This is a genomic window from Erwinia sp. JH02 (assembly GCF_013074405.1).
GTDB classification, from domain to species: domain Bacteria; phylum Pseudomonadota; class Gammaproteobacteria; order Enterobacterales; family Enterobacteriaceae; genus Erwinia; species Erwinia rhapontici.
In genome coordinates, this window is record NZ_JABANZ010000005.1 from 415,216 (window position 1) to 437,337 (window position 22,122).

The following is a 22,122-nucleotide window of genomic DNA, read 5'->3' on the forward strand; positions in this document are numbered from 1 at the left end:
TAAGATAAAGGTTAACAGTGAGGATTTAACAACATTATGGTTCAAAAAAACAAAGCCGCCTTCAAAGAAGGCGGCTTGTATAGTGTGAATCATCGAAAAATCGGCAACTACTCTGCATCTCGCAGCAGCCAGTCACCGCTGGTGATACGCTTTTTGCCCGTGACGGCACGCTGATAAACGTACAGCCAGGCACTACCGTAAGGGGTTTTTAACAGCTCGCGCTTGTATTCACCGCCTTTGGTTCTGAGCGCATCCAGTTCGCCCAGTGTTGATGCATCAATCCGGTAAACCTCACAATAGACCTGCCCTTCACCCGCCACGACTCCCGGGTAATGACCAAGATTGTAAAGTGCGTAGCCGTCGATCTGATGATCGCCCAGCCACTGCCCGTTCGTCATCCAGTGACTGTTACCTTGCTTACGCCGCAGGCTACCATAGACAATTATTCGCATTGCTAGAACTCAAACTGATAGAGCACATCCAGTGCCTGATCAATACCAGACACGGCTTCCAAATAGAGTTTGGGCATCAGGCGGTAACGCAGCGTTAACGTCGCCAGTGAATCAAATATGCCAACACCGTATTTTACCTGTAGACCCGGCAGCACATAGCCGCTGACCTGCACTTGCTGGCTGTCGCCAACCCCTGCAGTATCCAGCGCCAGGTTACTGACACCAAAAGTCTCGCCAATTTTACCCACAACCTGACCACTTTGTGCAACCCCCAATCCTACCAGGGCTGAAGTTAATGCATCACTGTCGCTGCCGGTCGCCCCTAATCCCTGGCCACGCAGCAGATAAGAGAGTGCTTCCTGCTGTGATTTCGCCGGGTCTGAGAAGATTTCCACCTTAGGCTCGTCTGCCAGCCCGGTCACACGCACCCCGGCCGTCACATCATCTTCGGTGGCTTCCGGGTTACGAATCGCTTCAATATTCACATACGGCTGGTCCGGTGGGCCGGAGAATTGCAGCTCACCTTTACGGACGATCAGGTCCTGACCGTAGGCATGGAAGCGGCCCGATGGAATATTGATCTGACCATTCAGTCCCAGACCCCGTTTATCCTGCGCCAGTTTCAGATCGCCGTTCAGTTTCGCTTTCAAACCAAAGGCGCTCAGGCGCACATCGTTGCCAACGTGGATGATAAGATTACTGTTGATCGGAATGCCGCTGGTTTTCGGCGCAACAGGTTTCAGATCTTTATCCAACAGCACTTCATCGGAGGAGACGCCCACGGCACTTTCTGGCACTTCCTGCACGGTGATGCGTGCCCAGGGAATATCCACGCGACCATCCAGATTGAACAGGTCCGGCGTGGCTTCAAACACCAGGTCCGGTGACACGTCCATCCGCACCATCGGCGGCACCGTCACACGTACTTTATCGCCCTTCGCCGCAATGCGTGCACGCCAGGCATCAAGTTGATTCCAGTCGGCATCACCGTTAAGAGCGATTTGCCCCTGGGAAGTCTGAATCACGCCCTGGAGCGTCGAACTCATGCCATTGAAGGCCATTGTCAGGTTAGCGGTGGTGAGGTCAACCGGCATAAAGCTGCCTTCCACGTCAACGCCTCGCAGTCCCAGCTGGCCAAAGACCTGCGGTTTTTGCAGATTACCGCCCAGGCGCAGGTTACTGTTCAGCACCCCGGTAATTTTCTCCCCCTTCATCAGTGCCGGGTTCAGCATCGCCAGCGACAGGCTGGTGATATTGACGTTACCGGACAGGGTGCGCCGCCCCTCGGGATCGGCAATTTGTACATTGCCATCCAGTTGACCATTATTCGCAATGCGGATCAGCCAGTCGAGCTGAGCACGACCATTTTTCAGTGCCGCATTCAGGTTCAGCGTACTGAAGGCGACGGGTAGCGTATTGCCCTGTACATCCTGCTCCACTTTCACGCCATTCCCTTTCAGGGATACGCGTCCCGTTGGCAGCGCGCCATCTGCAGTCCAGGCGACATCGGCATCGCCGCTGAACAGCCCGGTAAGCTGCGTAGCTTCAGGCATAAAGGGCTTGATCATCGCCAGATTAAAACGATTGAGCACTACGCGCGCATGGCCTGATGGCCCGGCTTCAATCGTCGTGGGTACGCACAACTCGGCATTAGGATTCTGCCAGCAGTGTGCGCCGATACTGACGGTCTGTTTCGCATTGAGGTAATCCAGCGCGATGGCGCGCGTTAAGCGCCATTCCCCCACCGGGGTGTCAAAGCGGGTGTTATTCAGGTTCCCCTTCCAGCGTTGTTCAGCTCGGTCGAAGCTACCGCTGAGCGCTAACTGGCCGGAAACCGGTTCGCCCTGCACGTTCAGCTTAAGCTGATGCTGTTTTTCCGTGCCGCTGGCATCCAGCGTCAGCAGATTCACCGCCAGCGCGTCCTGCTTCAGTTGTTCAACACGCAGTTTCAGTTTGCCCTGAATCTGTTCACCTGAACTGACGTCCCCTTCCAGTTTGATACGGCCAATGCGCATCGCCTGCCAGCGCAGCCCGGTGGCGGTCAGGTCGGCCAGCAGCTGTGGCGTTGTCAGGTCTCCACGGGCACGGATTGTCCCTTTGGCAACCCCGCCAAGGCCCGGCAGGGCATTATCCAGATGCTGCGCATCAATGTCGGCATCCAGGTTCAGTTTATCGCCCAGCGACCCTTTCAGATTGACGTTGTTACGTCCCAGCACCAGCTTAATACCGGGAATATCCCACTGGCTGTAACTGTTGCCGTACAGTGTTCCGTCAGCACTGACCGCGTTATTACGTACGTTACCCTTGAGCTTCAGCTCCGGCACACGCATCTGCCAGCTACCGCCGTACAGGCTGCCCCGCGTGGTGATTTTACCGTCCAGCTTCGCGGGCCAGTCCGGATACTGTTTTGCCGTATTAATCCCGGATAGCGTCAGCTCACTGCGCCAGCTGATGGCTTTACTCCAGTCCACCAGTGCTGTCAGGTCGGTATTCCCCTGCAAGGCAGCCAGTCGCAGCTTGTCCAGCGAGAACTGCTCGACGTTCCCTTTGCCATTCAGCGTCAGTGTGGCAGGTGGAATGCCCTGCCCCTGGAGTGCCGCTTTCAGGGACATCACGTAGTCAGTGGCTTTGCCTTTAAAGCTGAAGTTGAAATTATCGGCCTGATACTGCGCCTGTCCATCCAGCGGCCAGCGCAGTTGCGGACTGTGCAGCGTCATATTGAGCGGTAAACCCGCTTCGGCAAGTTGTGTATCGGCATCCAGTTGCGCGCGAACCGGCCCGGAGAGATTCAGCCCCAGAGTCAGCGTATCGCGCAGGCCCCCACCCAGCGTCATTTTGATCTTCTCACCTTTGATCGGATCGACGTTAAGCTGGCTGTAGAGGGTGAAGTTGACCGGCCAGTTACCGCTCAATGTCGCCTGGCCCTGGGCATTCAGCTGGCCCTGCGGCGAGTCGACATCCAGCGCCAGCAGCTGTAGCTGGTTATTTTCGGTTTTCGCTTTCAGTAGCAGTCGCTCTACCGCAATATCGGTATCGCCCGTGATGCGCAGCTGCTCACCGAGCACTTCCTGCACGTCCACATCCAGCGGCAACGTAAACGCGGGCAGGTCAGGCAGCAAAGGTTTATCAAACATCGCTTTCAGCGTTTCACCCAGCGGCGCTTCATTGACGGCAGGTTGCTGAACTTTCGGTTGTACAACCTGTTCATTGGCGACGTTCACAGCTTTCGGCAGCGCAATCAACAGTCCCTGAATATGGGTCGGAGTCAGCGTCATTGCACGGCCCTGCCAGTGCAGCCCGCTGGTGAAATCTGCCAGCGAAATGGCGGTGTCGTCGATTTTAAGGTTGATGTTATGCAGGGCCAGCCTGCTGAGTGTGAGCGGGTACGGCGTGCTGATATCCCCCGCGCTGCTCTCTTCTTCTACTGGCGGATTCGCCGGAGGGGGCATCTTTTTGCTGTCCACCACCACGCTAACGTCCTTCAGAGAGAGATCGTTAACGCAGAGCGCGCTCTGTTTCAGGCAGCCCAGGCGCAGAGCCAGATGAAACTCACCGGCATTGACCGTTACGCCCGGCATCTCATACTTCACGCCGCTCAGGGTCAAATCACGCCAGCCGCCTTTCACCTGCTGGATATCCAGCCCCGGCACCCAGCGCGCGGCACCGTTCAGCACCAGATGCAGGCCAGTGGTGGTGCCGAGTAAGAAGGCAACGCCGCCAAACAGCAGCACAATAAAAATCAGAATGCCAATCAGGCCCTTTTTCCACCACTTCATAGTTCAGGCCCCAACCCAATGTAAAACTGAATATCCCGATCGTTTTGATCACCAATCGGGCGGGCAATGTCCACTTTGATCGGCCCGACCGGCGACTGCCAGCGCACGCCAAAACCCGCACCGGTTTTGAAATTACTCTGCTTGATGTCGTTAACCGCTTCACCCGAATCAACAAACACCGCCCCCCACCATTTACCCGTGACGTTGTACTGGTACTCCAGCGAACCGGTGGCAAGTTTTGATGCCCCGGTCAGCTTGCCTTCATCATCACGTGGGGAGATGCCTTTGTATTTGTAGCCACGAATACTGCGGTCACCCCCGGCGAAGAAGCGCAGGTCCGGCGGGACTTTTTCGAAATCATTGGTTTCAATCCAGCCAAGATTGCCACGCACGACAAAGCGGTGTTTATCCTGCAATGTGCGGATCCAGACGTTCTGAGCCTGAATCACGGCGAAGTCGATATCCGATCCCCAGGTGGTATCAGAGACATCCAGCGAGTAACGCTGTGAATCACCCCAGGTCGGCATCAGACCACCCCGTGATCGGGTACGGTTAACGCTGACGCCCGGGTAAATCAGCATCGTGGTGTTGGTCACGCTGCCCTGGGTAAAGTGGTCGAGACTCCAGCGCAGGTTGACGGCACGCTGCCAGCCGCTGGAACTGTCCCAGTAGCGTGAGGCTGCGAGCGTAGTGGAGTCTGCTTTGGTATCGTTAAGATCGGTGCGTTTCAGACCGCCCTGCAACAGGTAATACTGCTCCAGCGGGCTTTTACGCAATGGCATTTTATAGCTGAAATCTAACTGCTGCTCCGGCGCAGAGATGTTCGCGCTGGTGCTGAAACTGTGCCCCCGATCATTTACCCAGGGCTTTTTCCATGTTGCTTTGACGCGCGGGCCGACGTCCGTCGAGTAACCAACGCCGGTTTCAATGGTGTTCTCGGTGCGCGGCGAAACGACGCCATGCAGCGGCAGCATCTTGCTCTCGCGTCCTTTGTCAAATTCAGGAGCAACGACAACCGAGTTAAACCATCCGGTTGCGGACAAACGTCGGTTAAGTTCGGCTAAATCACGCGAATTGTAGTAATCGCCCTTTTTAAATGGCACGAGGTTTTGCAGGTAGTCGTCGCGGATCTGCGAACCTTCGAAGCTGACCTCGCCAAAGCGGTAACGCTGGCCACTGTCATAATCGAGATCCCAGAATGCCTCACGCCGTTCAACGGAGACGCCCAGCTGGCTTTTGCGGTAATCACCGTCAAAGTAGCCTTTACGCAGCGCCATGTTGCTCAGGGAGCTTTTAAACTTATCGTAGTCACTGTGATTAAGCACGGTGCCCAGTTTGGGTTTACCGTCCCGCACCAGCTTTTGGTAGTCTTCATCCGTTCGGGCACCGCCACGCAGGATCACCGTTTCTCCGGCAATCTTCACCGGTTCACCTGGCGTAACTTTCGCCAGTAACACCTGCCGTTTTCCGCCAGCAGGCGGTGGCTGCAGTTCGAAATCGATCTGCGGTTCGTAGTAGCCCAGCGCCTTCAGCCCCTCTTTCACCGCATCGCTGACGCGTGCACGAAAGCGACCGTCAGAGGTGACTTCGTCATTGGTAATGGTGGACAAACGCGCCCTGACGTTCTTCTGTAATTCCCCGGATAACCCTGTGACCTGCAAACGAACATTCGCAGCCTGAGTAACAGGCGCGACGATCAGCAGACAAGACATGCAATACACATGAATTCGTGGCACGCTTACTCCCGTTTTTATTGCCAGCCCGCAATCCACTGGGCTTACTCTGGTAAAAATAGTTCGCGAATGGTTCAGTTCAAAGGTAATGCATGCGCATCACCTTACTTATTATTTACGCGCGATCAACCCGAACCTAAGGCAAATTTTGTGCAACGTCACGCTACGTTACAACACAGATCGCGATTAGCCGTAAAAGGAGTGTAACGTGGTATCAGTATCAGACAAGTCTCAACCCATTTCCTGCTCCGGGATACCTGCTCACTCAGAACATCGTTGCCGCAATTGTAAGCGCTCGATGCCACAGCTATAATCTCCCCACAGACTGCTCCGCGGCCTGATTACCCTTCTGCTCCGGCACCAGCCGAACCGCAGACATTTTTGGCACGGATAGCCCTGAATCGCTGCACTCCCTGATGTGATGATCGCAGGATAAACTGACTGCGCGCTGCCCAGGCCAAAAATGACAAGTGATTAACCCGGCCTTCTTTGTCTGCGCGATTGTGTTCCAGATTGCCCACAGAGACGAGCCAACTAATGGATGTTTTATGTTAGACAGCTTTCTTGTCATCATGCTGCTGATTGCGATCAGCTCGTTTTTCTCTCTTTCAGAAATCTCGCTGGCGGCTGCCCGCAAAATTAAACTGAAGCTACTGGCCGACGAAGGCAATATCAACGCACAACGCGTACTGAAGATGCAGGAAACGCCTGGCATGTTCTTTACTGTGGTGCAGATTGGCCTGAATGCCGTGGCGATCCTCGGGGGTATTGTCGGTGATTCCGCGTTTTCCCCGGCCTTCCGAACGCTGTTCGAACGTGTGACAACGCCGGAAATGGCTGAGAGCATCAGCTTTGTCTGTTCTTTCACGCTGGTCACCAGCCTGTTTATCCTGTTTGCCGATCTGTTCCCCAAGCGTCTGGGCATGATCGCGCCGGAAACCATGGCGCTCAAAATCATCAACCCGATGCGCTTCTGTCTGTTCCTGTTCCGCCCGCTGGTGTGGTTCTTTAACGGTGGGGCTAACATCCTTTTCCGCCTGTTCAAAATCCCGCTGGTGCGTAAAGACGACATCACCTCTGACGATATCTATGCGGTAGTCGAAGCCGGTGCGCTGGCCGGGGTGCTGCGTAAGCAAGAGCATGAGTTGATTGAAAACGTCTTTGAGCTGGAATCGCGTACCGTGCCCTCTTCAATGACATCACGTGAGAACGTGGTGTGGTTCGACCTGCACGAAGATGAAAGCAGCCTGAAAGAAAAGATTGCCCGCCATCCGCACTCGAAGTTCCTGGTCTGTAATGAAGATATTGACCATATCGTCGGCTATGTTGACTCGAAAGAGCTGTTGCTGCGCGTACTGGGTAATCAGAGCATGACGTTGAACAGCGGCCTGCAAATCCGTTCGGCACTGATCGTGCCGGATACGCTGACGCTGTCAGAAGCGCTGGAGAGCTTTAAAGCCGCCGGGGAAGACTTCGCAGTGATCATGAACGAGTATGCGCTGGTGGTGGGCATTATCACCCTTAACGACGTGATGACGACGTTGATGGGCGATCTGGTCGGTCAGGGAATGGAAGAGCAGATTGTCGCGCGTGATGAGAACTCATGGCTGGTTGAGGGCGGTACGCCTATTGATGACGTTATGCGCGTGTTGCATATCGACGAATTCCCGCAGTCAGGTAATTACGAGACTATCGGTGGCTTTATGATGTTTATGCTGCGTAAGATCCCAAAACGCACCGACTTCGTGAAGTTCCATGGCTTTAAGTTTGAAGTGGTGGATATCGACAGTTACCGCATTGACCAGCTGCTGGTGACGCGTATTGATGCGCGACCGACAGCACCCGTACTGCCGAAAGATCCGGAAGAACTCGTTTCGTAAGCGGTGGCAAGACACAAAAAAGGCGCTTTCAGCGCCTTTTTTGTCAGTTAAATTCGGTCTGTAATCTGAGGACCTGTCGGTTAACTTCCGACATCACGCTGTAATGCTGCTTATCTTTGACGCGCGGGATAAGGATCTTGCCTTTATCAAACTCAAACGCGCCGACATCTTTGATATACAGCCGCCCACGGAACAGCGTTTTTACGTATTTAGCGACCTGTAGTGGGTTATATCGCTGGAAGATCTTCATTCTTGTTCAACTCCTGAAGAGTAACTACGCCTCGTCGTTACCAATCTCGGCACGAACCTGTGAAACGCAAAGTGCCTGTACTATAGAACATCGTTTGCTTCCAATGTTCCTAAAATTGAATTTTTTTACTGTGTTTACACATCATGACAGAACTCTCTGTTACCTGACCGTACACACACAGTATAAACCTTCAATTCGCAGGGATTTGTGCGGTGTGTTGCAAAGATGTTATCCCGATGCGACAGCAGCATCATCCACGCATATTATTTCAGTAGGATGACTTACTGATCAGACCACTACATTCACAGGAGCGACTATGACAGGAATCCGTATTTTCACTGCGCTGCTTTGCCTGCTAATGCCTTTCACCACGGCGGCGCACAACCTTCATGTCGGCGAGCGCGTAGCTGCAGTGGGCGTTGCAGATAAAGGCGAGTTGCTGTTCAAAGAGGAGAAGTTTAGCTACAAAAACTGGAACAGCGCACAACTGGCCGGAAAAGTGCGGGTGATCCAACATATTGCCGGGCGATCTTCAGCAAAAGAACAAAATGCCGCGCTGATAGAAGCGATTAAGGCCGCCAAATTCCCGCATGACCACTACCAGACCACCACCATTGTGAATACTGACGATGCGATCCCCGGCACCGGGATGTTTGTGCGCAGCAGCATTGAAAGCAATAAACAGCAGTTCCCCTGGTCACAGTTTATCGTCGACAGCAATGGCGCAGTGCATCAGGCCTGGCAACTGGCGGGCGGCGGGTCAGCCATTGTCGTGCTGGATAAAGACGCGCGGGTACGCTTCGTTAAAGAAGGGGCGCTGACTCAGGATGAAGTAAAAACGGTGATAGGGCTGTTAAGAGAGTTGTTGCACTGACGCCGTGACAACGAAGAGCGTCTGTCGGGGCCGACCTTTTTCCGATCGGCCCTTATTTCGGTATCCTGTGAATCAATAAATTGATACGCGGAAGCCCGGATTGAGGAAGGATTCACGCGGGGTGTAATCCAGCGTTTTCCCCTGCCAGTCCGTCACATGAGCACCGGCTGCCAGCGCGACGGCGTGTCCTGCGCCGGTGTCCCAGATATTGGTCGGTCCAAAGCGTGGATAGAGTTGCGCCTGCCCTTCCGCCACCAGGCAGAATTTTAACGATGACCCAATTGCCGTGGTCTGGTGCTCACCCATTTGTGCCAGATACTCTTTCAACTCGTCATCAGATTTAGCATGAGAGCGGCTGATGACCACCAGCGGCGGACGCGCATCCTGCACATGAATCTGCACCCTTTTAGCCCCCTCTTCTTTCCAGGCTTTGCCGCCCTCAGCAGAATACATCACCTTCAGCACCGGCGCGTACACCACGCCCAGCACCGGTTTACCCTGCTGGATCAGGGCGATGTTAACGGTGAACTCGCCGTTACGTTTGATAAATTCTTTGGTGCCATCAAGAGGGTCAACCAGCCAGTATTGCTGCCAGTGCTGACGCACATCCCAACCTGCCGGATCTTCTTCTGACAGTACGGGGATATCCGGCGTCAGCGCCGCCAGTCCGGCGACAATCACTTTGTGTGCGGCAATATCGGCCGCCGTCACCGGAGAGTCATCCGATTTATGCGCCACATCCAGCGGGGCCTCGCCATCATAGACCCGCATAATGGCATCGCCTGCTTCACGCGCCATCTGGCAAATTTGTTCTAACACTGTCCACCTCCTGATTGCCTGGCGTTATCACGGCCACCGCTGTGTAAACCTTAACGCCCCTCTATTGAGGATAGCAGTTCACTCTGTGAGCCGTTATACCGTGGGTAACGCACTGGGTTAGCCATTTGTTTTCAACAGCATAACGTACCTGCTGTGAGGGAACACGCTTTCCTGCCATTTTCGACCAGATTGCCCCGCGTCAGGGGCTGTACTGTGCCACACGCCCTCCGGAGGGCTAAATCCGCGATCGTCATCACAATTTCCTGTCGTGACACGACACAATTTCACACTATTCTGAGAGGGTTACGAAAGTTTAATCCGGAACATAAAGGGAAAAGACATGTTCAAGACTTGCCTCACGCTGACCGCCTTGCTTGTCAGCCATTCGCTGACGGCCGCCACAGTTGATTTTCGCCTCCTGGAAACAACCGACCTGCACAGTAATATGATGGATTTCGATTATTACAAAGATCAGCCTACTGAAAAATACGGTCTGGTCCGTACCGCCTCACTGATTGCCAGCGCACGCCAGCAGGTGACCAATAGCGTACTGGTCGATAACGGCGATGTGATTCAGGGCAGTCCGCTGGGGGACTATATCGCAGCCAAAGGTCTGAAGGACGGCGATGTCCATCCGGTGTATAAAGCGATGAATACCCTCGATTACAGCGTCGGAAATCTGGGGAATCATGAGTTTAACTACGGCCTCGATTACCTGAAAAAGGCCATTCACGGCGCACGCTTCCCTTATATCAATGCCAATGTCATCGACGTCAAAAGCGGGAAGCCGCTGTTTACCCCTTATCTGATTAAATCCGTTGATGTCCGCGACCGTGACGGCAAAACGCATACCCTGAAGGTCGGCTATATCGGCTTTGTGCCACCGCAGATTATGACCTGGGATAAAACCAATCTGACGGGCAAAGTGACCGTTGACGATATCACAGCAACGGCGAAGAAATGGGTGCCGCAAATGCGCAAGGAGGGAGCGGATATTGTTGTTGCGATCCCTCACTCCGGGCTCTCCAGCGAACCTTATCACGCACTGGCTGAAAACTCGGTTTACTACTTAAGCCAGGTGCCGGGCATTGATGCCATTATGTTTGGTCACGCGCACGCCGTGTTCCCCAGTGCTGACTTTGCCAATATCAAAGGTGCAGACATCTCCCGGGGAACGCTGAACGGTATTCCAGCCGTGATGCCTGGCATGTGGGGCGATCACCTGGGCGTGGTCGATCTGGTACTGAACAATGACGCTGGCCGCTGGCAGGTGAGCAGCGCACGTGCTGAAGCGCGTCCGGTTTATGACAAAGTCGCGAAGCAGTCTCTGGCCCCCGAAGATCCAGCGCTGGTCAGCGTGCTGGCGGCCGATCATGCTGCCACACGGGAATTTGTCAGCCAGCCCATCGGCAAATCAGCGGATGTAATGGCCAGCTATTTGTCGCTGGTACAAGACGATCCGACCGTCCAGATCGTCAATAACGCCCAGCGCGCCTATACCGAACACTTTATTCAGGGTGACCCTGACCTTGCGCATCTGCCGGTACTGGCCGCCGCTGCGCCGTTTAAAGCCGGAGGCCGTAAAAACGATCCGGCCAGCTATGTCGAGGTGGATAAGGGGCAGCTTACGTTCCGTAATGCCGCCGATCTCTACCTCTATCCGAATACGCTGGTGGTGGTGAAAGCGACCGGGGAACAGGTGAAACAGTGGCTGGAGTGCTCTGCCGGGCAGTTCAATCAGATTGATGTTCATAGCAGCAAACCGCAGTCACTGATCAACTGGGATTTCCGCACCTATAACTTTGATGTGATTGATGGGGTGGACTACCAGATTGACGTTACGCAGCCTGCACGCTATGACGCTGAGTGCGGCTTGATCAATAACCAGGCCTCACGCATTCGCCATCTGACGTTTAACGGTAAACCGATCGACCCGAAGGCAACCTTCCTGATCGCCACCAATAACTATCGTGCTTATGGCGGGAAATTTGCCGGAACCGGGGATAAACAGATTGCTTTCGCTTCGCCGGATGAGAACCGGGCGGTGCTGGCGGCCTATATTGGTGCGCAAACAAAGGAACAGGGAGAAGTGAAACCCCAGGCTGATAATAACTGGCGACTGGCACCGATTCACAGCAGCACACCGCTGGATATTCGGTTTGAAACGGCACCGGGAGAAAAAGCCGCTGCGTTTATTCGCAGCCATGGGCAATATCCGATGAAGCAGGTGGGAACGGATGAGATTGGTTTTGCGGTGTATCAGTTAAAACCGTAACAACGAGGCACGCCCGACGCATGTCAGTGACGGGCGTGCCGCAGGACTTACAGAATTTCCAGCAGTTCCACTTCAAACACCAGGGTGCTGAATGGTGGGATGGATGCACCCGCTCCGCGCTCGCCGTAAGCGAGGTTGTGAGGGATCACCAGTTCCCATTTGGAACCCACTGGCATCAGAGTCAGTGCTTCGATCCAGCCAGGGATCACGCCACTTACCGGGAACTCAGCCGGTTCGCCACGCTGTACGGAGCTGTCGAACACGCTGCCGTCGATCAGTTTACCGGTGTAGTGTACGCGTACACGGTCCTGACGGGATGGGATTGCGCCCTCACCCTGAGTCAGAACGCTGAACTGTAAACCGGTCTCGGTGCTGCTGACGCCTTCACGCTGCGCGTTATCTTCCAGGAACTTCTGACCTTCAACTGCCATGGCCTTCTGACGCTCCTGACGGACCGCTTCAGCGCGCTCGTGAACTTCACGCAGGGCACGGTGAACCACATCAACAGGAACGGACGGGGCATTCCCTTCCAGCGCATCGCGCAGACCTGCCAGCAGTGCTTCCGGCAGCAGACCCTGCAAACCAGATTCCTGCAACTGTTGACCGACCTGTAAACCGATACCGTAACTTGCTTGCGCTTCAACGCTGTCAAAAGAAGGGGTTGTCATGGATTTTCCTTTCATCATTGATAAAACCGAAGACGAAGCATAACAGCGCAGACAACAGGCGTAAAATCCCATCTTCCACTGGTGACTTTTCCCCGGGAAACAGAAACAATACCGCCTATCACAATTCAGCACCACTGTGGCTCTTAAGCCTATACTTTACGCTTACCCAGGATTGATATCCTGAGCATGAAGGGTTTCGGTTCAGCACATGTATTCAGAGGTTTAAATGGGCCAGATTGCCCGCAGGCGAAGGAAAAAGCCGCTTTTTGTTGCCAGAGTTAAGCAATGGCTGATGAAAAGCTTACCGATAGCGCGAGGTTCGCGTCAGGAGGAAGAGGCCATGCCTAATGCATCGCTCACATCACGCTTACCATTATGGTTCAACCGTCTCTGGCACCTGCCAGACCAGATTCGCTGGATGGACCCGCTGCCACCGCATCATCGGCGCGGGATTATTGCCGCTGTACTGGTGATCCTGCTGGCCTTCCTGTGGCCCGCCCCGACGCCACACCGCGCCGTGACGCCGATGCAGAGTGGCTCGTCCGCCACCGACGTGCCTTTACAGGCTGAAATCACGGATGCGCCACCGCCCCCAGTTGCTACGCCGCAGCAGGATGATCAGGGAACATGGGGTGAATACACCATTGCTCCTGGTCAGACGCTGGCGCAGTTGTTCCGCGACAATAATCTGCCCGTCAATGATGTGTTTGCGATGGCGCAGGTAGAAGGTAATGACAAACCCCTCAGTACCTTACATGCCGGGCAGACGGTGAAAATCCGCCAGAATGCACAGGCGATAGTGACGGGATTAACGCTGGAAGGGGCGAATGGCGAGATACTGTTTACCCGACAACCCGACGGGACGTTCTTAAAAGCAAACTGATTTAATGATGAAGATTGCCTGTGAATTTGGCGTTATTGTTGCAGCCCGTTTTGGCACGGACAGCGCGTAACAACCGGAGCGTACACGCCGTACGTGAGGACTGTCAGCACTGCCCAGGCCAAAAATGGCAAATAAGATAGCCAATTTTCAGGCCACAAAAACAAAAACGCCGCCCCGAGGGGCGGCGTTCTTTCATGCGATACTAAGGCCGATTAAGCTTCAGCAACGATGTTTACAGTCAGTTTAGCGAAGACTTCGCTGTGAACCTGGAAGTCCACTTCGTGCTCACCGGTAGTACGCAGAACGCCGTTCGGCAGACGAACTTCGCTCTTAGCCACTTCAACGCCAGCCGCAGTTACTGCGTCAGCGATGTCACGGGTACCGATGGAACCGAACAGTTTACCTTCGTCGCCTGCTTTAGACGCGATGGTAACGGTGCCCAGTGCATTGATTTTCTCAGCACGTGCATTAGCTGCAGACAGAACGTCAGCCAGTTTGGCTTCCAGTTCTGCACGGCGTACTTCGAAGAATTCAACGTTTTTCTTAGTAGCAGGAACAGCTTTGCCCTGTGGTACCAGGAAGTTACGAGCGTAGCCCGCTTTAACGTTAACCTGATCACCCAGGCTGCCCAGGTTTGCTACTTTATCAAGCAGAATAACTTGCATTACCTTATCCTCTTAAAGTCGTTAATGGACAGTTGCCGTTACTGATGACGATCAGTGTACGGCAGCAGGGACAGGTAACGCGCGCGCTTGATAGCACGAGCCAGCTGACGCTGGTATTTTGCGCGAGTACCGGTGATACGGCTCGGTACGATCTTACCGCTTTCAGTGACATAATTTTTCAGCGTTGCGATATCTTTATAATCGATCTCTTGAACGCCTTCCGCTGTGAAACGGCAGAACTTGCGACGACGGAAATAACGTGCCATTTGGCTAGTCTCCAGAATCTATCAATTCAATCTGCTCGGCATGCAGTACGAGTTTGTTCAGGCCGTTGCGCCCTTGATGGCTGCAAATAAAACCCTGAACAGTTAGCTGCGTGCCGACCGTTATACTTTGAGTAATCGCCTGATGGGCTTTGCCGCTGATAATCACCGGCATACGGCACCAGGCTTGCCGGTTAAAACCGGCTTCCACCTGCTCTGAACGATGCTCAAGCACGAACTGGCAGTGTGGAATTCCTGACGGGCTGACTTTTCGCATTGGCGTCTTGCACACAGTGCCAGACAGCGTCAGTCGGTTAGCCGTCACGGAAATTACTCTTCAGAATCCCCAGCATCTGCATCATCAGAGGTTTCATTAGCAAAATCTTCGCGACGATCACGACGCTCATCTTTCGCTTTAACCATCGGAGATGCTTCAGTTACCGCGTGCTTAACGCGCATAACCATGCTGCGGATAACGGCGTCGTTGAAGCGGAAGTTAGTTTCCAGCTCATCGATCGCTTCCTGCGGAGCTTCAACGTTCAGCAGAACGTAGTGGGCTTTGTGCAGTTTGTTGATCGGGTAAGCCAGCTGACGACGGCCCCAGTCTTCCAGGCGGTGGATCGTACCTTCTGCACCAGTGATGGTTGCAGAGTAACGCTCGATCATGCCAGGAACCTGTTCGCTTTGGTCAGGGTGAACCATAAATACGATTTCGTAATGACGCATCGAATTTGCTCCTTACGGATTATTCAGCCTCCTGTCGGGGTCAACCGCGGCCCATGGAAGCAAGGAACGTTATAAGCCGTGACCAAATAGTGCCGGGTCACAACCTGAGAATGCGGCTGAAAAATTGACGCGTAATCATACTTGCGGGGAGGGGATAACACAAGGTAAAGATTGGTGTTCAGCAGGGTATTTCGGGGGAACCAGAAAAGAAGGCCCCGCCCTACGGTTGGGGGCGGTCTTTTTCTTCGCGCATCCCCAAAAATTACAAATGATGTTTAAAAAATGCCGTCATGGCGCTCAGCGCAGGCGGTGTGATACGGTGCCCAATACCTTTTTCCGTCAGGAAGGTCAGGTTCGCATTTTGCCCGCTTTCACGCAGCGCTTTCTCCAGCCTGACGCTTTCAGCGGCGGGAACCACATCATCCGCCTCGCCGTGCCACACCAGCAGAGGCCGGTTAGCCAGTTTATCGAGCTGATGGCTGACCTCATATTCCGCCAGCGGCGCCAGTCGTTCAGCCAGTGTTTTGCGCTCATCCGGGCTACGCGCAACAAACGGCGGAAACAGTGTCTGTGCCAGTTGGCTGAAATAGCCTGATCCCATCATACAGGCCGCGCTGCGCAGCTGTGGGTAGCGAGCCAGTGCGCCCAGCACGGTCATCCCGCCCATCGACGCTCCGGCGACCGCCAGCCGTGCGCCATCCACGAGTTTCTGTTCACGCAGCGCTCGTTCAATATCCGGTAATTCGTCAATATTGCTGCGCAGGATCTCCCAGAAGTGAGTCACTCGTCGCTCATCGTCACCGTTGTAACGCGCCCCGTGCATATCCGCATCGGGCAGAATGGCACGGAAACCCGCCTGCGCCAGCGCTACAGCAAAGTAGGAATAGACCTCTTTTGACGAGGTGTAGCCATGATAGAACAGCACCGTGGGGAGCGGTTCGTGCATTTTTCCTGCCGGACAGGCATGTAAACATTCGATATTGGCGAAAATTTCTGTGTTGACTTCAATCATTACATCTCCTTGTCAAATTCATCACGGCACGCTCTTTTTTCAGGAACATAGCGCCGCTTTAGGGATTAACAGTAAAAGAGCACTAATGTGATATATCTCACAATAAACTACGCCGAATTCCCACTGAGTTTATAGGGTAAATTTTACCCATCCCCTGCCGTTAACTCGTGTAAGACCCTAACGATTTAAGGCATAACGATGAAACGTCTCTCTCTCAAGACATGGAGTCTGGGCGTAAAACTTTCGGTACTGACCTCGCTGACCGTGGCAGTGCTGTTTATTATTTTAACCCTGACCCTGAGCCACAATGCAGCAAAACAAGTCCATACCCTGACACTGGCCGATATGGATAACCAGGTGGATGGCATCGGCGATATGGCCAGCATGTTTAACACAACCCTGGCTGAAGAAGTCAGCAACTACACCGGATTATTCCAGAGCTTCCTGCCGAAGCGCTTTTCGCTGGATGAATCACAGCACATCGCAGTCGGTGAACAGCAGACACCCACTCTGCGTGCCGGGCTGCGCACCCTGAACCTTGATCAGGTACTGGTGGATGATTTCCAGGAACGTACTGGTGCCATCGCCACCATTTTCGTCCGTACCCAGGACGACGAATTTATCCGCATCTCCACCTCCTTGCGTAAAGAGGATGGTGAACGTGCTATCGGCACCCGGCTTGACCATAGCAGCCCCGCCTGGCAACCGATACAGAAAGGCGAGATTTTTCGCGGTGTCGCCCTGCTGTTTGGCAAGCGCTACATCACCCAGTACCAGCCGGTACGTGATGACGCTGGCCGGGTGATTGCCATCCTGTTTGTCGGTGTGGATATCACGAAACAGTATGCAGTCATCCGCCAAAAAGTGCTGGCGAAGCATCTCGGCGACAGTGGATTTTTTTACGTGCTAAACCGTGCACCGGGGAAACTGAATGGCCACTATCTGTTCCACTCTTCCCTTGAAGGTAAAATGCCGGATCTGCCGCAGGAGGCCCGGCAGCAGCTGTTAAGCCAGCCTCGAGGAACACTGGAAACCACTGACGATAACGGGAAGGAGCGAATCCTCGCCTGGCAATATTTACCGGAGTGGAATTGGGTCGTGGTAGGTGACGTTGACAAGGCCAGCCTGCTGGCACCTGTTCAACAGACACGGAATCTGTTTCTGCTGATCGGTGCCGCATTGGTGGGGCTGTTTGCCGTGCTGTTCGTCTGGATCACTCGCCGCTGGCTGAGCCAGCCACTCCAACAGGTGATCACACTGGCGCGAGAGTATGCGGCCGGTAATTTACTGGCGACATTGAGCACCCGCCGCCAGGACGAAGTGGGACAGTTGATCGTGGCGATTAACGGCATCGGCGACGGGCTGGAGCGCGTTGTCGCTCAGGTACGTCACGCTGCCGATGAGATCGCCAGCGGAACCGAAGCTATTGTGACCAGCAGCAGTAACATCAGCGAGCAGATTACCCGCCAGGCCAGCAGCGTTGAGGAAACGTCCGCGAGTATGGAGCAGCTTGGCGCCACGGTGGAACAGAACGCCGGGAATGTCACTCAGGCACTGCGCCTGGTTGGTGAAGCAGCCGAGGCAGTTAGCAAAGGTTCAGCCACCGTTGGCCAGTCGGTAGTCACCATGTCCGATATCAAGACGGCATCACAGGGCATTGCAGATATCACCCAGGTGATCGAGTCGATTGCTTTCCAGACCAATATTCTCGCCCTGAATGCAGCGGTAGAAGCGGCGCGTGCCGGAGAAAACGGGAAAGGCTTCGCGGTGGTCGCTGCCGAAGTACGGGCATTGGCACAACGCAGTGCACATGCGGCCAAAGAGATTGACCATCTGATTGCCGACTCATTGCGTAAAGTGGTGCAGGGGCACGACCTGTCTGAACAAACCCGCCAGGCGATGGATAACATTACCGGGCGCATTGATCAGGTGAAGGCATTAATGAGTGAGATTAACGTGGCCTCACACGAGCAATCGACTGGCATCGGTCATGTTAATATTGCGATGGCACAGATTGGTCAGGCCACGCATCAGAACAGCGAACTGGTGATACATTCTGAGCAGACCGCGCAGGAGCTTAGCCGTAAGGGACATCACCTTAACGAACTGGTACAGGTGTTTAACGTCAAGTCATAAACTGGCGTACACTGATTGTCGGTATCTTGTTGAGATGATGACGATGCGTCTGATAACCGCTTTGCTGTTTGCCCTGTTGTTAAGCGGCTGTAGCGTGCTGAAAAGTACGCCGCAGCCTCCCCCGCCGCCTGGCGCACAGGCGGTAGAGATCAACCGTGCGCAAAGTGCCGCTTTGCCACGCCTCGGTAGTGCCAGCGTGACCGTGCGGGGATCGCCGGATGATGCCGTGCGGGCACTGGCAGCGAAAGCCAATGCCGCCGGCGCACGTTACTATCAAGTGCTGCTGGTCAATGAGACGGTGGCACCGGGTCTGTGGTACGCCAGTGCGATTTTCTATGGGGCAGGTATAACTGACAGTGGCGTGAAGTAATCGGGGAATATCAGAGAATATCGGGGCGCGAACACGCCCCGGACAGTTATTTCGCGCTGCGCTGACGCACCGCTTCAAACAGGCAAACACCCGTGGCAACCGAGACGTTGAGCGAAGAGACGCTGCCCGCCATCGGAATGCTAATCAACTCATCACAGTGCTCACGCGTCAGACGACGCATGCCTTCCCCTTCTGCACCCATCACCAGCGCCATTGGGCCGGTCATTTTGCTCTGGTACAGCGTATGGTCAGCTTCACCTGCGGTGCCCACAATCCACACATTTGCTTCCTGCAACACACGCATGGTGCGCGCCAGGTTGGTGACTCGGATCAGCGGGATATGTTCTGCCGCGCCGCTGGCGACTTTTTTCGCCGTGGCATTCAGCTGGGCTGAACGGTCTTTTGGCAGAATGATCGCATGCACACCTGCTGCATCCGCGCTGCGCATGCAGGCGCCGAGGTTATGCGGGTCGGTCACGCCATCAAGGATCAGCAGGAACGGACTGTCCAGACTGGCCAGCAGATCCGGCAGATCGCCTTCCTGATATTGACGCCCTGGTTTCACACGGGCAATGATCCCTTGGTGAACAGCGCCTTCTGATTTGCTATCCAGTACCTGCTTGCTCGCGACCTGAATAACGATGCCCTGCGCTTCCAGCGCTTTAACCAGCGTCTGCAACCGGCGATCGTCACGCCCTTTCAGGATAAACACTTCCTGGAAACGCTGTGGATCGCTGTCGAGCAGCGCCTGTACGGCGTGGATACCAAAAACAATTTCACTCATTTCATTGACTCAGTAGTTCGTTATTTGCGCGTGTGCGGGTCAGGCATGCCTGACCCCTACGCTGTAGGGGCGACGCACGCGTCGCCCGGATGCGGTTATGCGCCGTCGGTTTTCTTCGCCCGCTTCGCACGAGTGGCAGCACCGATTTTACGGGTTTTATCCGATGGCTTACGCGGTTTTTTCTCTTTCGCGGCGGCGGGAGCAGCACCGTCAGCGGCTTTGGCCGGACGGAAAGCGCTGTCCGGCTCAAAGTTGGCCCCTTTGCGCGGTGCACGACGGCGGTTGCCGCTGTTCTTCGGTGCCGCACGTTTTTCGCGTTCGCGTTCGGTTTTCCCTTCGCCACGCGGTTTACGGCTGCTTGAGATCAGGGCGAAGTCGATCTTACGTTCGTCCATATGCACCGCATCAACACGCACTTCTACCGTGTCGCCGAGGCGATAGGTACGGCCGCCGGATTCACCGATCAGACGCTGACCTATCGCATCAAAGCGATAGTAGTCATTATCCAGGGTAGACACATGAACCAGACCGTCGATAAACAGGTCAGTCAGACGTACAAAGAAGCCAAAACCGGTCACGCTGGAGATCACGCCAGTAAAGGTTTCCCCGACCTGATCCTGCATAAAGTCACACTTCAGCCAGTCCGCAACATCACGGGTCGCTTCATCCGCGCGGCGCTCTGTCAGCGAACAGTGCTGGCCCAGTTGCAGCATCTGCGGCATCTCGTAGTGGAATCCGCCCGTTGGGGTGGTATTGCCCTGCAAGGTGCCTGCTTCTTTCGCCAGCAGATACTTGATGGCACGGTGTAACAGCAGATCAGGGTAACGACGAATAGGCGACGTAAAGTGCGCATAGGACGCCAGCGCCAGGCCAAAGTGGCCACGGTTTTCCGGGTCATAAACCGCCTGCTTCATCGAACGCAGCAGCATGGTTTGCAGCATCTCGTGATCCTGACGACCTGCGATCTGACTCAGCAGCGCTGAGTAATCGACCGGCTGCGGCTTATCGCCACCCGGCAGCGTCAGGCCCAGTTCATTCAGCACGGAGCGGAAGCTCTTGATGCTTTCATCGCCTGGACGGTCGTGATCGCGGAACAGCGCTGGCTCGTTGTTTTTCTCAACGTAACGCGCCGAGGCAATGTTCGCTAAGATCATGCACTCTTCAATCAGCTTGTGCGCATCGTTACGAGAAACCTGCTCCACGCGTTCAATACGACGATCGGCATTGAAGATAAATTTCGCTTCATCGGTTTCAAACGAGATACCGCCACGCTGTTCACGCGATTTTTCCAGCGCCAGGTACATGCGGTGCAGCTCTTCAAGGTCTTTTACCAGCGGCTCATACTGCTGGCGCAGTTCCTGATGCCCCTGGAGGATGTTCCACACTTTGTTGTACGTCAGACGCGCGAAGGAGTTCATCACCGCTTCGTAGTGCTTATAGCCGGTCAGCTTACCGGTGGAGGAGATGGTCATCTCGCACACCATACACAGACGGTCCACTTCCGGGTTCAGGGAACACAGGCCGTTGGACAGCACTTCCGGCAGCATTGGCACCACCTGAGACGGGAAGTACACCGAAGTACCACGGTTAACCGCTTCATCGTCCAGCGGGGTGCCAGGACGCACGTAGTAGCTCACGTCGGCGATCGCTACCCACAGACGCCAGCCGCCGCCGCGTTTACGTTCACAGAAAACGGCGTCATCAAAGTCACGTGCGTCTTCGCCATCGATGGTCACCAGCGGCAGATCGCGCAGATCAACGCGGCCCTGTTTGGCATCTTCCGGCACTTCTTCGCTCAGATGAGCAATCTGTTTTTCCAGCGCTTCAGGCCATTCATGCGGAATATCATGGGTGCGCAGCGCCATATCGACGGCCATGCTGGTGCCCATATTGTCGCCGAGCACTTCAACCACTTTACCCACGGCTTTGCTACGACGGGTGGGACGCTGAGTCAGCTCCACCACCACCACAAAGCCCATGCGAGCACCCATCAGCTCTTCAGCCGGGATCAGGATGTCGAAGCTCAGACGGCTGTCATCCGGCACCACAAAACCTACACCGGAGTCAGTGAAGTAGCGGCCAACAATTTGGGCGTTACGCGGTTCAACCACGCGAACCACGCGTGCTTCGCGGCGACCTTTACGGTCAGCGCCCATGGCCTGCGCGAGGATCATGTCCCCGTGCATGCACATTTTCATCTGTTCGGCAGAGAGATAAAGGTCATCTTTGCTGCCTTCAATGCGTAAGAAGCCGAAGCCATCGCGGTGACCGATGACTTTACCTTTTAACAGGTCCAGGCGTTCCGGCAGCGCGTAGCACTGGCGGCGGGTAAACACTAACTGCCCGTCACGCTCCATGGCGCGCAGGCGGCGACGCAGCGCTTCAGTCTGCTCTTCTCCGCTTATCGCTAATTCTTCTGCCAGCTCTTCACGGCTGGCCGGTTTTTCACGTTTGTCCAGGTGGGCAAGAATGAACTCGCGGCTTGGAATAGGGTTTTCGTACTTTTCAGCTTCTCGTTCCTGAAAGGGATCGTGTGACATCGAGGTTCCTCCGTTG

19 protein-coding genes are annotated in these 22,122 nt (G+C 54.7%); 6 read left to right on the top strand and 13 right to left on the bottom strand.

Annotated features, from left to right (window positions below; all coding sequences use genetic code 11):
• Positions 1–107 precede the first annotated feature (107 nt).
• Genes HHI26_RS14550 through HHI26_RS14560 form a run of 3 tightly spaced genes read right to left on the bottom strand, consistent with a single transcriptional unit; the run spans position 108 to position 5,940 of the window.
• A complete protein-coding gene (locus HHI26_RS14550) occupies positions 108–452 on the bottom strand; it encodes a gamma-glutamylcyclotransferase (protein ID WP_133842536.1) in 345 nt (114 codons plus the stop codon).
• Between the two features lie 2 nt (positions 453–454).
• Positions 455–4,228, bottom strand: a complete 3,774-nt coding sequence (locus HHI26_RS14555) for a translocation/assembly module TamB domain-containing protein (RefSeq protein ID WP_133842537.1) — start codon at positions 4,226–4,228, stop codon at positions 455–457.
• Positions 4,225–5,940 carry an autotransporter assembly complex family protein gene (locus HHI26_RS14560; RefSeq protein ID WP_171149281.1) on the bottom strand — a complete coding sequence of 572 codons (1,716 nt, stop codon included), beginning with the start codon at positions 5,938–5,940 and terminating at the stop codon, positions 4,225–4,227. Before HHI26_RS14560 ends, HHI26_RS14555 begins: the two co-directional genes overlap by 4 nt.
• A gap of 569 nt (positions 5,941–6,509) precedes the next feature.
• Between HHI26_RS14560 and HHI26_RS14565 the strand changes: the two genes are divergently transcribed.
• On the top strand, positions 6,510–7,841 hold the full coding sequence (locus HHI26_RS14565) for a hemolysin family protein (protein WP_133842539.1): 1,332 nt from the start codon (positions 6,510–6,512) through the stop codon (positions 7,839–7,841).
• 43 nt (positions 7,842–7,884) lie between these two features.
• On the opposite strand, the gene HHI26_RS14570 is transcribed toward HHI26_RS14565, so the two are convergent.
• Complete coding sequence (locus HHI26_RS14570; protein ID WP_133842540.1) at positions 7,885–8,091, bottom strand: DUF1107 domain-containing protein; 207 nt, start codon at positions 8,089–8,091, stop codon at positions 7,885–7,887.
• A gap of 316 nt (positions 8,092–8,407) precedes the next feature.
• Here HHI26_RS14570 and HHI26_RS14575 point away from each other — a divergent pair, with 316 nt between their 5' ends.
• The gene (locus HHI26_RS14575; protein WP_171149282.1) at positions 8,408–8,965 is read left to right on the top strand and encodes a YtfJ family protein; all 558 of its coding nucleotides are present in this window, start codon (positions 8,408–8,410) and stop codon (positions 8,963–8,965) included.
• 72 nt (positions 8,966–9,037) lie between these two features.
• On the opposite strand, the gene cysQ is transcribed toward HHI26_RS14575, so the two are convergent.
• Positions 9,038–9,784 (bottom strand): 3'(2'),5'-bisphosphate nucleotidase CysQ, encoded by a 747-nt coding sequence (gene cysQ, locus HHI26_RS14580; protein ID WP_133842542.1) that lies wholly within the window; start codon positions 9,782–9,784, stop codon positions 9,038–9,040.
• A 340-nt stretch (positions 9,785–10,124) separates the two neighbouring features.
• Here cysQ and HHI26_RS14585 point away from each other — a divergent pair, with 340 nt between their 5' ends.
• The gene (locus HHI26_RS14585) at positions 10,125–12,059 is read left to right on the top strand and encodes a bifunctional 2',3'-cyclic-nucleotide 2'-phosphodiesterase/3'-nucleotidase (RefSeq protein ID WP_171149283.1); all 1,935 of its coding nucleotides are present in this window, start codon (positions 10,125–10,127) and stop codon (positions 12,057–12,059) included.
• A 47-nt stretch (positions 12,060–12,106) separates the two neighbouring features.
• Here HHI26_RS14585 and fklB read toward each other — a convergent pair whose 3' ends face one another.
• A complete protein-coding gene (fklB, locus tag HHI26_RS14590; RefSeq protein WP_133842544.1) occupies positions 12,107–12,727 on the bottom strand; it encodes an FKBP-type peptidyl-prolyl cis-trans isomerase in 621 nt (206 codons plus the stop codon).
• A 340-nt stretch (positions 12,728–13,067) separates the two neighbouring features.
• On the opposite strand from fklB, the gene HHI26_RS14595 reads away from it, so the two are divergent.
• Positions 13,068–13,610, top strand: a complete 543-nt coding sequence (locus tag HHI26_RS14595) for a LysM-like peptidoglycan-binding domain-containing protein (RefSeq protein ID WP_171149284.1) — start codon at positions 13,068–13,070, stop codon at positions 13,608–13,610.
• Positions 13,611–13,822: 212 nt separating this feature from the next.
• On the opposite strand, the gene rplI is transcribed toward HHI26_RS14595, so the two are convergent.
• The 5 genes from rplI to yjfP all read right to left on the bottom strand — a co-directional run bounded on the left by rplI (position 13,823) and on the right by yjfP (position 16,276).
• Positions 13,823–14,275, bottom strand: a complete 453-nt coding sequence (gene rplI / locus HHI26_RS14600) for a 50S ribosomal protein L9 (protein ID WP_133842546.1) — start codon at positions 14,273–14,275, stop codon at positions 13,823–13,825.
• A 38-nt stretch (positions 14,276–14,313) separates the two neighbouring features.
• Entirely contained in the window at positions 14,314–14,541 is a 228-nt protein-coding gene (rpsR, locus tag HHI26_RS14605; protein WP_062745644.1) for a 30S ribosomal protein S18, read from the bottom strand.
• A 4-nt stretch (positions 14,542–14,545) separates the two neighbouring features.
• A complete protein-coding gene (gene priB / locus HHI26_RS14610; protein ID WP_159336799.1) occupies positions 14,546–14,863 on the bottom strand; it encodes a primosomal replication protein N in 318 nt (105 codons plus the stop codon).
• A gap of 5 nt (positions 14,864–14,868) precedes the next feature.
• Complete coding sequence (rpsF, locus tag HHI26_RS14615; protein WP_034891402.1) at positions 14,869–15,264, bottom strand: 30S ribosomal protein S6; 396 nt, start codon at positions 15,262–15,264, stop codon at positions 14,869–14,871.
• A 262-nt stretch (positions 15,265–15,526) separates the two neighbouring features.
• The gene (gene yjfP / locus HHI26_RS14620; RefSeq protein ID WP_171149285.1) at positions 15,527–16,276 is read right to left on the bottom strand and encodes an esterase; all 750 of its coding nucleotides are present in this window, start codon (positions 16,274–16,276) and stop codon (positions 15,527–15,529) included.
• A 198-nt stretch (positions 16,277–16,474) separates the two neighbouring features.
• Here yjfP and HHI26_RS14625 point away from each other — a divergent pair, with 198 nt between their 5' ends.
• Entirely contained in the window at positions 16,475–18,412 is a 1,938-nt protein-coding gene (locus HHI26_RS14625) for a methyl-accepting chemotaxis protein (RefSeq protein ID WP_133842549.1), read from the top strand.
• A gap of 43 nt (positions 18,413–18,455) precedes the next feature.
• Entirely contained in the window at positions 18,456–18,782 is a 327-nt protein-coding gene (bsmA, locus tag HHI26_RS14630; protein ID WP_133842550.1) for a biofilm peroxide resistance protein BsmA, read from the top strand.
• 46 nt (positions 18,783–18,828) lie between these two features.
• Here bsmA and rlmB read toward each other — a convergent pair whose 3' ends face one another.
• Positions 18,829–19,566: a 23S rRNA (guanosine(2251)-2'-O)-methyltransferase RlmB gene (rlmB, locus tag HHI26_RS14635; protein ID WP_062745656.1), complete on the bottom strand. Its 738-nt coding sequence runs from the start codon at positions 19,564–19,566 to the stop codon at positions 18,829–18,831.
• Between the two features lie 95 nt (positions 19,567–19,661).
• Positions 19,662–22,106, bottom strand: a complete 2,445-nt coding sequence (gene rnr / locus HHI26_RS14640) for a ribonuclease R (protein WP_133842551.1) — start codon at positions 22,104–22,106, stop codon at positions 19,662–19,664.
• Between the last annotated feature and the right edge of the window lie 16 nt (positions 22,107–22,122).